This window comes from Streptococcus lactarius (assembly GCF_016642265.1).
Taxonomy (GTDB): domain Bacteria; phylum Bacillota; class Bacilli; order Lactobacillales; family Streptococcaceae; genus Streptococcus; species Streptococcus lactarius.
The window spans coordinates 28,152-39,016 of sequence record NZ_MRXX01000006.1; the positions used below are offsets into that span (position 1 = coordinate 28,152).

Annotated in this window: 16 protein-coding genes; 14 read left to right on the plus strand and 2 right to left on the minus strand. The window is 43.2% G+C overall.

All coding sequences use genetic code 11. The features are described 5' to 3' along the window. Positions 1-46: 46 nt before the first annotated feature. On the minus strand, positions 47-964 hold the full coding sequence (yidC, locus tag BTU61_RS04665; RefSeq protein ID WP_187540257.1) for a membrane protein insertase YidC: 918 nt from the start codon (positions 962-964) through the stop codon (positions 47-49). Positions 965-1,040: 76 nt separating this feature from the next. Beyond that, complete coding sequence (locus tag BTU61_RS04670; RefSeq protein ID WP_200772534.1) at positions 1,041-1,319, minus strand: acylphosphatase; 279 nt, start codon at positions 1,317-1,319, stop codon at positions 1,041-1,043. 63 nt (positions 1,320-1,382) lie between these two features. On the opposite strand from BTU61_RS04670, the gene BTU61_RS04675 reads away from it, so the two are divergent. From BTU61_RS04675 to yidD, 14 genes are all read left to right on the plus strand, one after another. Next, on the plus strand, positions 1,383-2,129 hold the full coding sequence (locus BTU61_RS04675; protein WP_200772535.1) for a TrmH family RNA methyltransferase: 747 nt from the start codon (positions 1,383-1,385) through the stop codon (positions 2,127-2,129). Positions 2,130-2,211: 82 nt separating this feature from the next. Further along, on the plus strand, positions 2,212-2,703 hold the full coding sequence (locus BTU61_RS04680) for an HDIG domain-containing metalloprotein (protein WP_187540262.1): 492 nt from the start codon (positions 2,212-2,214) through the stop codon (positions 2,701-2,703). 28 nt (positions 2,704-2,731) lie between these two features. After that, entirely contained in the window at positions 2,732-3,418 is a 687-nt protein-coding gene (locus tag BTU61_RS04685; protein WP_200772536.1) for a Bax inhibitor-1/YccA family protein, read from the plus strand. A gap of 94 nt (positions 3,419-3,512) precedes the next feature. After that, positions 3,513-4,763: a diaminopimelate decarboxylase gene (locus tag BTU61_RS04690; protein WP_200772537.1), complete on the plus strand. Its 1,251-nt coding sequence runs from the start codon at positions 3,513-3,515 to the stop codon at positions 4,761-4,763. Between the two features lie 55 nt (positions 4,764-4,818). Beyond that, positions 4,819-5,064: a YneF family protein gene (locus BTU61_RS04695; RefSeq protein WP_187540268.1), complete on the plus strand. Its 246-nt coding sequence runs from the start codon at positions 4,819-4,821 to the stop codon at positions 5,062-5,064. 78 nt (positions 5,065-5,142) lie between these two features. Beyond that, on the plus strand, positions 5,143-5,937 hold the full coding sequence (gene racE, locus BTU61_RS04700) for a glutamate racemase (RefSeq protein ID WP_200772538.1): 795 nt from the start codon (positions 5,143-5,145) through the stop codon (positions 5,935-5,937). Continuing rightward, complete coding sequence (locus BTU61_RS04705; RefSeq protein ID WP_200772539.1) at positions 5,934-6,908, plus strand: nucleoside-triphosphate diphosphatase; 975 nt, start codon at positions 5,934-5,936, stop codon at positions 6,906-6,908. Before racE ends, BTU61_RS04705 begins: the two co-directional genes overlap by 4 nt. Next, positions 6,887-7,408, plus strand: coding sequence for a metallophosphoesterase (locus tag BTU61_RS04710; protein WP_200772540.1), 522 nt, complete (start codon positions 6,887-6,889; stop codon positions 7,406-7,408). The genes BTU61_RS04705 and BTU61_RS04710 overlap by 22 nt, the downstream gene beginning before the upstream one ends. After that, positions 7,405-7,866, plus strand: a complete 462-nt coding sequence (cbpB, locus tag BTU61_RS04715) for a cyclic-di-AMP-binding protein CbpB (protein ID WP_200772542.1) — start codon at positions 7,405-7,407, stop codon at positions 7,864-7,866. The genes BTU61_RS04710 and cbpB overlap by 4 nt, the downstream gene beginning before the upstream one ends. Then, a complete protein-coding gene (gene xerD / locus BTU61_RS04720; RefSeq protein WP_200772543.1) occupies positions 7,863-8,594 on the plus strand; it encodes a site-specific tyrosine recombinase XerD in 732 nt (243 codons plus the stop codon). The genes cbpB and xerD overlap by 4 nt, the downstream gene beginning before the upstream one ends. Further along, a complete protein-coding gene (locus BTU61_RS04725) occupies positions 8,594-9,313 on the plus strand; it encodes a segregation/condensation protein A (RefSeq protein ID WP_200772545.1) in 720 nt (239 codons plus the stop codon). Before xerD ends, BTU61_RS04725 begins: the two co-directional genes overlap by 1 nt. Further along, a complete protein-coding gene (scpB, locus tag BTU61_RS04730) occupies positions 9,297-9,866 on the plus strand; it encodes an SMC-Scp complex subunit ScpB (RefSeq protein ID WP_200772546.1) in 570 nt (189 codons plus the stop codon). The genes BTU61_RS04725 and scpB overlap by 17 nt, the downstream gene beginning before the upstream one ends. Further along, positions 9,856-10,587 carry a pseudouridine synthase gene (locus tag BTU61_RS04735; RefSeq protein WP_200772547.1) on the plus strand — a complete coding sequence of 244 codons (732 nt, stop codon included), beginning with the start codon at positions 9,856-9,858 and terminating at the stop codon, positions 10,585-10,587. The genes scpB and BTU61_RS04735 overlap by 11 nt, the downstream gene beginning before the upstream one ends. Further along, positions 10,584-10,844 (plus strand): membrane protein insertion efficiency factor YidD, encoded by a 261-nt coding sequence (gene yidD, locus BTU61_RS04740; RefSeq protein WP_200772549.1) that lies wholly within the window; start codon positions 10,584-10,586, stop codon positions 10,842-10,844. The genes BTU61_RS04735 and yidD overlap by 4 nt, the downstream gene beginning before the upstream one ends. The last annotated feature ends 21 nt before the right edge of the window (positions 10,845-10,865 follow it).

The window sequence follows — 10,865 nt, forward strand, 5'->3', positions numbered from 1 at the left end:
TTTTGTCCCAGCCTCCTTTGTATGCTACTAGAATTTAGTATGTTTTCTATTTTCGATTGCGTTGTTTTCCTGCGTTGCGGTTGCTTTTTGGCTTGTGTTGGAGTTGTGTTGTCGCAGTTGGGGTAACGTCTTTTTTCACACGGTGACTGGTTGCTTTTGGAGGATTATTTTTGTATTCCTCAGCGACACGTTTGCGAAGATTTGGACGAATCAGGTAATTAACGACAAATTGTTGGATGATCTGGATGACCCCACCGACTACCCAATAAAGGGTCACTCCAGCAGTATTTAAAACAGAGAAGACAGCGATCATAATTGGACTCATCAGCGATGCTTTGCGCATGCTTTCTTTTTGGGTTTCATCTTCGATCCCATGAAGTGAGAGCACACTTTGAATGTAGTAGAGGACCGCAACGATCGCTGTCAAAAGCAAGCTGGGCTTACCAAGAGGAATTCCAAGGAAGGTCTGTCCAGCAATCCCTTTGGTGTGTTGAGCCGCAAAGAAGAGAGCTGAGAAAAATGGCATTTGGATCAATAGTGGTAAACAACCAATGCCTCCAAACATGCTGACTCCATTCTCCCGTTGGGCCATCATCAATTCTTGTTGAGCTAACAATTTTTCTTCTTGAGTTTTAGCTGTTTTCATCCGATCTTGGATAGGACCAAGGATCGGCTTTAAGTAGTTCATCTTTTCAGATTGGTAGGTTGCCTTCCACGATTGGTACAAGCCAAGTGGCAAGATAATCAAGCGGACAATCAAGGTCACAATAATAATGCCAAGTCCAAAACCTAAGCCGAGGTTGTTGGCAAAGAATTTAATGGCTTCCCCCATTGGACGTCCAAGGACATTCCAGATGAATCCAGTTGGATTGCCAGTTTTACGATCGATGCCGACACACCCTGACAAAAAGACCAGGGAAGTGAGAGCCATCGTTGCCAGTAATACGAATTTATTTTTTTTCACAAATAGTTCCTCTTTTAAAAAATAATACTTCTCTATTCTACTGTTTTTTTTGAAAATACACAATAGGGCGATCGTCTTAATTTGTAATTTTGAAATTGGAGAAGTTTTCAAAATTTGCCAAATTAACATCCAAATAGGACACCTTTGAAAAAGGAGTCGGCCCTTTACGGATTTCTTGAATGAATTTGGCCATTTGTTGACTGTTTTCAGCCTGAGCTAATATGCCAACCGTTCCATCGTCATTATTCCAAACGCGTCCTGTGATGCCACCAATCTCAAGAGCTAGCGCATAGACACCCCAACGAAAGCCAACCCCTTGAACACGCCCTTGGGCAATCATTTTTACCTTTTGCATTTCTTTCCTCCTAGGCACAAAGAAATCCATCTGAAGCAGATTTCTTTGTGATATAATAGTCCTATGAATATTATAACGTCTAAATCCAATAATGGAATCAAAAATGCAAAAAAATTACATCAAAAAAAATATCGAACCGATTCCTACTTGATTGAGGGCTGGCATCTTTTTGAAGAGGCAGTGAACTATCAAGCCTCTATCCGGCAGATCTTTGTTTTAGAAGCGTTTTTGGATCGGGTAGAGGGGATGGATCAGGTAACAGTAGTGACACCTGAGATTTTGGAACTATTAGCTGATTCTAAGACCCCTCAAGGGATTGTGGCAGAGATTGCTCTTGAGCCAGCTACGATTCCTATAGAGTTGCAGGGCCGTTACCTTTATTTGGAGGATGTACAAGATCCTGGAAATGTGGGAACCATGATTCGTACAGCAGATGCTGCAGGCTTTGATGGTGTCATTCTCTCAAAGGCTTCCGCTGATATTTACAGTCTCAAGGTCCTTCGCTCCATGCAAGGAAGTCACTTTCATCTTCCTATCTGGAAAATGGACCGAGCTGAGCTGTTTGAGAGTGCTTCCAAATCCAATACTCCGGTCCTTGCGACGACCTTATCGAAATCGTCAATCGATTATCGTCAGCTTCCTCAGATGGACCAGTTTATCCTGGTCATGGGCAATGAAGGAAATGGCATCAGCCAAGAAATGGCGGCACAAGCAGACCAGCTGATTCATATTCCCATGCCAGGTCGGGCAGAGAGTTTAAATGTCGCGGTGGCAGCTGGAATTTTGATGTTTTATTTAAGAAAATTTTGAGAAAAAACAGTATACTGAAACTGTAAGGAAAAGTTGTTGGAGATCTGATTGGGAGAACTCATCGATGAAAGGTGGTTAGCTAATGCATTATGATCACGACAAAGAATACATGACCTACGTGGGACACTTGATCCAGCACCCGAAAGTTCAAAAATTATCCACTATTCCCCACCATATTCATTCCAACCGCTTGGAACATTCCATTCATGTCAGCTACACCAGCTACAAGGTGGCCAAAAGATTTGGTTGGGATGCCAAAAGCGCGGCTCGGGGTGGCCTCTTGCATGACCTCTTTTACTATGATTGGCGTGAGACCAAGTTTACAAAGAGCCACGCCTGGGTTCATCCACGCATTGCTGTAAGAAATGCGCGAAAGATTACAGAACTCAATGCTAGGGAAGAAGATATCATCGTTAAACACATGTGGGGGGCTACCCTTGCTCCGCCTCGTTACAAAGAGTCCTTCGTGGTGACTATGGTGGATAAATACTGGGCGATCAAGGAAGCCTCCAAGCCGTTACGACATAAGATGGCTAAAAAGAGATTTTTTCACCGAAAAATGTTAAAATCGTAGTAAATAAATTTGAAAGGAAGTTTATTAGATGTATAATGACTCTATAATCCAAGAACAAAGTGGATTGAATGCTTTTTATAATAAAATCTATTCCTTAGTAGGGATTGGTGTTGGGATTTCGGCCCTTGTGTCTGGTCTTATGATGACCGTTTTTCAAGACTTTTTCGTTCAAATCCTGACAACTGCGCCAATGGTTTATTACATTGCTATTGCGGCAGAATTGATCTTGGTCTTTGTTGCAAGTGGGAAGGCTGTTAAAAACAGTCCGTCTGCCCTTCCAATTTTCCTGATCTACTCAGCTTTGAATGGATTTACTCTCAGCTTTATCATTGCCCAATACATGCAAGCGACTGTCTATAAGGCTTTCTTGGTCAGCGCCTTGATGTTTGTTGTCATGGGAGCTATTGGACGCGTTGTGAAAAAAGACCTTTCAGGTATGGGACGTGCCTTGATGGGCGTCTTGATCGGTGTGATCATCGCATCTGTCGTCAATATTTTCTTGAGAAGCTCTGGAATGGATTATATCTTGAGCATTATCTCCGTCTTCCTCTTTGCAGGATTGACAGCTTGGGATAATCAAAAGATCCGCTATGTTTATGATCAATCGAATGGTCAAGTCACTACAGGCTGGGCTGTTGCCATGGCTTTGGAACTCTATCTTGACTTTATCAACCTCTTTATCAGTTTGGTTCGAATTTTTGGAAGAAACGACTAATGAAGACGGATGAAGCTGGGGCAGTTGCCTCGGCTTTTTTTGTTCCCAAACTTGTGCTATACTAGTATGGACTAAACAATAGAAATGAGTGCTTATGAAAACACCCTTTGTAACCCGTGAACAATTGGACCAGTTGATCCAAGAATTTCCAACGCCTTTTCATCTCTATGATGAAGCAGGGATTCGTGAAACAGCACGAGCGCTTCACAAGGCTTTTGCATGGAATGAAGGCTTTAAAGAATACTTTGCGATCAAGGCCACACCCAATCCATCTATTCTAAAAATTTTGCAAGAAGAGGGCTGTGGAGTCGATACTGCCAGCTACGTGGAATTGTTAATGGCGGATAAGTTGGGCTTCAGTGGAAAAGAGATCATGTTTTCTTCGAATAACACCCCAGCCAATGAATTCGTCTACGCTCGGGAATTGGGAGCAACCATCAACCTAGATGCTTATGAAGACATTGCCTTCTTAAAATCAGTTGCCAGCATTCCAAAGGTGATTTCCTGCCGCTACAATCCTGGTGGAGTCTTTGAACTGGGAACCGATATTATGGACAACCCAGAAGAAGCGAAGTTTGGGATGACCAAGGATCAACTGATCCAATCCTTTAAGGAGTTAAAGGAGTTGGGTGTGGAAGAATTCGGGATTCATGCCCTCTTGGCCTCGAATACCGTATCGAACGATTACTATCCTGAGTTGGCGCGTCAGCTCTTTGAATTGGCAGTAGAAGTCGTCGAAAAAACAGGCGTTCACTTGGGCTTCATCAACCTATCTGGTGGTGTCGGGATTAACTATAAACCTGACCAACGTCCCAACGATATTGCTGTAATTGGCGAAGGTGTGCATCGTGTTTTTGATGCCATTCTTAAACCTGCAGGTCTGGGCCATGTGAAAATCTATACGGAGCTTGGCCGCTTTATGCTGGCTTCTAACGGTCTTTTAGTGACGACCGTGACCCATAAAAAGAAGACCTATCGGACCTATGTTGGTGTTGATGCTTCAGCTGTCAATCTTCTGAGACCAGCTATGTACGGAGCCTACCACCATATCACCAATATGGACCGTCCGGATGGACCGACAGAAGTGGTTGATGTTGTCGGAAGCCTTTGTGAAAACAACGATAAATTTGCCAAACAACGAGAACTCCCAGTGACGGAGATTGGAGATGTCTTGGTCATTCATGATACGGGAGCTCACGGCTTTTCAATGGGGTATCAATACAATGCCAAGTTGCGTTCAGCAGAGGTTTTACTTCAAGAAGATGGGCGGGCACGCTTGATTCGTCGGGCAGAAAAACCAGAGGATTATCTGGCAACTCTCTATGGCTTTGACATTGAAAAATAAGCGATTGTCTGCTATAATAATAGTTATGTAAAAATAATGGATCGGAGAAAAATGTATGAATCTCTTTTTAGGAATTTTGTTGATTATTTTGGCTTTCTTTGGTGGGATGGTTGCAGGTATGTTCTTGCTTCGTCGTCAATTTGAAAAAGAATTTGCATCAAACCCCCGTTTGAATGTTGAAGCAGTTCGGACGCTTTTAGGTGCTAGTGGCCAACGTCCAAGTGAAGCAAAAGTTCAACAAGTCTATCGCCAAATTATCAACCAACAAAAATCTGCAATGGCGAAAAATAAGAAAAAATAAAGAGTGGGACAATCTCACGAGAATAAATGAGAGGGGCTTGGAGGAATTTCTTAGTCCCTCCTTTTGGAAGGAAGAGATATGGATAACCGACCGATTGGTTTTTTAGATTCTGGAGTAGGTGGCCTGACAGTGGTTCGCGAACTGCTCCGTCAACTGCCTCATGAAGATGTTGTCTATATTGGGGATTCGGCGCGTGCCCCTTATGGTCCTAGACCAGCAGAACAAATTCGCGACTATACTTGGCAGATGGTAAACTTCCTTTTGACCAAAAATGTGAAGATGATTGTCTTAGCCTGTAATACAGCAACGGCCGTTGTCTGGGAAGAAGTCAAGGCCAAACTCGATATCCCCGTTTTGGGAGTGATCTTGCCGGGAGCTTCTGCAGCCATCAAATCAACGACCCATCAAAAAATTGGAGTGATTGGGACACCGATGACAGTCTCGTCTGGAATCTACCAAGAAAAAATCCAACACTTAGCTCCAGATATGGAAGTCACCAGTCTAGCTTGTCCCAAATTTGTCCCCTTGGTGGAGTCGAATGAATTAACCTCCAGCGTTAGTAAAAAGGTGGTCTATGAGACCCTAAAACCACTAGTTGGAAAGGTTGATACCCTTGTTTTGGGATGTACCCATTATCCACTCTTGAAACCCATTATCCAAAACGTGATGGGACCATCTGTTAAATTGATTGATAGTGGGGCAGAGTGTGTTCGGGATATTTCCGTATTGTTAAATTATTTTGAGTTGAACAAAAGCCGTGAACTAGCGGGGCAAAACCATCGTTTTTATACAACGGCAAATGCCAATAGCTTTGCAGCGATTGCTGAAAAGTGGCTAGAGCGTTCAGTGAATGTGGAGCATGTGAATTTATGAGTGACAAACTATTTGAATACAAAGATTCCCAAGATTGGTATATTGCCCAATGGGGAGAAGATGCAGACTACAACCAATTTAGTCAAGTCCCTGCGGAAGCTTCCACTCTGTTAGACCAGCTGGAAGTTCTCTTTGAGAAGGATTCCCAAGGCTTCCCCCTTAATCTATCGGTGATGCGCTATGGATCAGCTTTTCGTTTCCTGACTTTTTTGACGGAAGTCTTAAATGAGGTCAAGGGAAGAGCTTTTGAGATTGTCCAACGTCAAGGGGCCTTGCTCTTGGTAGAAAAGGGCAACTTACTGTATGTTTATCTACCAAGTGAGGGTGTGAACTTAGAAGCTTTTTTAGGGCAAGATAAGGTGAAAGATACCATCCTCATTGCGACTCGTAATGAAGGAAAAACCAAGGAATTCCGTAATATGTTTGAAAAAATGGGCTTTGAAGTGGAAAACCTCAATCAACACCCAGAGCTTCCAGAAGTGGAAGAAACAGGGATGACCTTCGAAGAAAATGCCCGCCTCAAGGCTGAAACGATCGCTGAATTAACCGGCAAAACGGTCTTAGCAGATGATTCAGGTTTGAAGGTGGATGTCTTAGGTGGCTTACCAGGAGTCTGGTCTGCTCGCTTTGCGGGAGTCGGTGCGACGGATGCGGAAAACAATGCCAAGTTGTTGCATGAGTTGGCCATGGTCTTTGACTTGAAGGATCGTTCAGCCCAATTCCATACGACCTTGGTGGTCGCAAAACCTGGTAAGGAAAGCCTTGTAGTAGAAGCGGATTGGCCAGGCTATATTAATTTTGAGCCTAAGGGTGAAAACGGCTTTGGCTATGATCCTCTCTTTTTGGTTGGGGAAACTGGCCGTGCTGCTGCGGAATTAACCCTTGAAGAAAAAAATACCCAATCCCATCGAGCATTGGCTGTTAAAAAGTTATTGGAGGTATTTCCATCATGGCAAAGCAAACAATCGTAGTGATGAGTGACTCTCATGGAGATCACTCTATAGTTGAAGCGATTAAAGAAAAGTATCTAGGGTCGGTCGATGCTATTTTTCACAATGGGGATTCCGAACTCAAAAGTGATGATCCTGTATGGGAAGGCATTCACGTAGTGAGAGGCAATATGGATTTTTATGATGGCTATCCAGAACGCTTGGTCACCCAACTAGGGCCAACACGAATCATCCAGACCCATGGGCATCTCTTCCAGATCAATTTTAGTTTTCAAAAATTGGATCTGTGGGCCCAAGAAGAAGAAGCCGACATCTGTCTTTACGGTCACCTTCATGTGCCGGATGCTTGGAAGGAAGGTCGGACACTCTTTGTGAATCCTGGTTCGATCAGTCAGCCACGTGGTCCTATTCGAGAGTGCCTCTATGCTAAAATTGAGATAGATGATTCCAATTACAAGGTAGAGTACTACACGAGAGACCATGTATTGTATCCGGAATTAACAAAGGAGTTTAGCAGATGATCGCAAAGGAATTTGAGCGCTTCTTGCTGGCGCAAGAAGAAACATTCCTAACCCCTGCCACAAACTTGGCGGTCTTAATTGACACCCATAATGTGGACCACGCTGTCTTGCTCTTAAGTCAGATTAGTTATAGTCGGATTCCAGTGGTTACTGCTGAGCGCAAGTTTGTAGGGACCATTTCTCTAACGGATATTTTATCGTATCAACTCCAACACAACATTCCTGAGGAGACTTTTGCTTCAATGGATATTGTGGATATCGCAAAAAAAGAGGTTGGGATCATCGGAGTAGATTTTAATCTGACAGAAGTCCTCCATAAACTGGTGGATGATTCCTTCTTATCGGTGGTGGACCAAGCAGGGATTTTCCAAGGAATTATCACGCGAAAATCCATCCTCAAAGCCATCAATTCGCTCATGCATAATTTTTCAAATGAATACGAGATGATTCCAAAATGAAAGAATTTATTGCAAGTTTTATCGATCAAAAAGAGCTGAGTGAAAATTCTCAGTCGGCTTATTTCTATGACTTGGACCAATTTATTGAGTCCATCCATGGAAAAGTGACACCCACGAATTTGAGAATTTACCAAGCTTCTATTAAGGATTTTAAGCCGGCTGTCCAAAAACGGAAGTTATCAGCCGTCAACCAATTCCTTTATTATCTATACCAAGAACACCATATTTCAGAGTACCATCGCCTTGTCTTGCCTAAAATTCATGTCGTCAAGACCCATGATCGAGAGTTGATGGATTTGACCCATTTTTGGGAGGAATCGACCAACCCTCAAGGACGTTTGATGGCTTTATTGATTCTTGAGATGGGCTTATTGCCAAGTGAAATTCTTCAAGTCAAGGTTGCAGATATTCAGATGGACTTTCATGTCATTCGAGTGGGCAAGGATGGTCAGAAACGGGTCTTAAAAGTTCCAGAACCTTTACTGGATGAGTTGCAAGTCTTCTTAGATGGGATTTATCTCTTTGATAATAAAGGCAAATCCTACTCACGGCAGTGGGGATTTCGACAATTAGAGGCTTTCTTGATCGAAAAAGGCCACCAAGATTTATCCGCACAATCGATTCGCGAACAATATATTTTGAAGCAAAGAGAACTGGGTGTAGATCTCTTTAGTATTGCGCGTGAGCTGGGCTTAAAGACCATGGTGACATTAGAAAAATATAAATAATGGATATTAAAATTAAAGATTTTGAAGGGCCCTTGGACCTCTTGCTCCACTTGGTCTCCAAGTACCAGATGGATATCTATGAGGTGCCTCTGATTGAGGTGATTGAACAATATCTGGCCTATCTTGCGACTCTGAAGGCCTTAAAGCTAGAGGTAGCAGGGGAATATATGCTCATGGCTAGTCAGCTGACATTGATCAAGAGCCGTAGACTCCTGCCAAAAGTCGCAGAGGAGCTGGAGGAAGCAGAAGATCTGGAGCAAGACCTCCTTTCTCAATTGGAAGAGTACCGGACCTACAAACAATTAGGAGAATTGATGGCCTCTCAACACGAAGAGCGTGCCCTCTATTATTCAAAACCCAAATTGGAATTGGTCTATGATGATACAGAATTGCTTCACGATCGCACTACAGTGGACCTTTTCTTGGCCTTTTCAAAACTATTAACCAAGAAAAAGGAAGAATTCCGTCAGAACCATACGACCATTGTCAAAGATGAATACAAGATTGAAGATCTGATGGACCAGCTGCGCCAACAATTAAAGAATCAATCGCAAATTCTCTTGCAAGATTTGTTTAACAAAGCAGCGAATCTCCAAGAGGTGATCACCTTATTTCTTGCAACGCTTGAGCTGATTAAGATCCAAGAGGTGACAGTGGTACAAGATACTGCTTTTGGAGAAATTTACGTAAATAGGATGGAAGATGAGCAAACTAGCTGAAATTGAAGCACTTTTATTTGTAGCAGGTGAAGAAGGAATTACTGCTAGGCAAATTTCCGATATTCTGTCTTTGCCTCCTACGGGCGTGGTGCAAAGTTTAGATAAATTAAGCCAAAAATACCAGGAAGATGAAGAGACTAGTCTTTGCTTGATGGAGACGGCCTCTCATTATAAATTGGTAACAAAGGCAGACTATGCAACGGTTCTACGTGACTATTCTAAAACGCCCATGAACCAAAGTTTGTCTCGGGCTGCCCTTGAAACCTTGTCAATCATTGCTTATAAACAGCCGATCACTCGTGTCGAGGTCGATGATATTCGGGGGGTCAATTCTAGTGGTGCTATTGCCAAGCTTCTATCATTTGACCTGATTCGTGAGGATGGGAAAAAAGAAGTCCTCGGGCGCCCTAATTTGTATGTGACGACGGACTATTTTTTGGATTACATGGGTGTCAATCATTTGGAGGAATTGCCAAAGGTCGAGGATATTGAACTAGATCCAGTAGAAGGTCAATTATTTTCAGAGAGAACAGAGGAACTAGATGAGAATTAATAAATACATTGCCCATGCAGGTGTAGCGAGTCGCCGCAAGGCTGAGGAGCTGATCAAGCAAGGCTTGGTAACGGTCAACGGCCAAGTTGTACGAGAACTAGCAACCATCATTCAATCAGGGGATAAGGTTGAAGTTGAAGGAACTCCAATCTATAACGAAGAGAAGGTCTACTATCTTTTAAATAAGCCGCGAGGGGTGATCTCCAGTGTATCAGATGATAAAGGTCGAACGACTGTGATTGATCTCTTGTCTCAAGTTCCAGAGCGAATCTACCCTGTGGGGCGTCTAGACTGGGATACATCTGGTGTCTTGATTTTGACCAATGATGGTGACTTTACAGATGAGATGATTCACCCACGTAATGAGATTGATAAGGTCTATGTGGCGCGTGTCAAAGGTATTGCTAACAAGGAAAACTTGCGTCCCTTAACACGTGGAGTGACCATTGATGGAAAGAAAACCAAGCCAGCGACTTATGAGATTTTAAAAGTAGATGCGGATAAAAATCGTTCGGTGGTGCAGTTGACCATCCACGAAGGACGCAATCACCAGGTCAAAAAGATGTTTGAAGCTGTGGGACTCTTGGTGGATAAGCTCTCTCGGACCCGATTTGGAACACTGGATGTGACTGGACTTCGTCCAGGTGAATACCGCCGCTTGAATAAAAAAGAAATCAGCCAACTGCACAATCTAGCAGTGACCCAGTCGAAAAAAGTATGAAGAAAATCTTGATCGCCATGGTGAGGGGCTATCAAAAGTGGGTTTCACCCCTTTTCCCGCCCTCTTGCCGCTTTCAGCCAACCTGTTCTAATTATATGATCCAAGCGATTGAACGCTTTGGAGCAAAAGGCGTCCTGATTGGGATTGCGAGGATTTTGCGATGCCATCCGGGGACCGAGGCGGGACCAGATCCCTTGCCAGACCATTTTAGTCTGAGACGAAATACTAAGTCAGGACAGAACGATAAAAATCAATAAAAATGAGGCTGGGACAAAAGT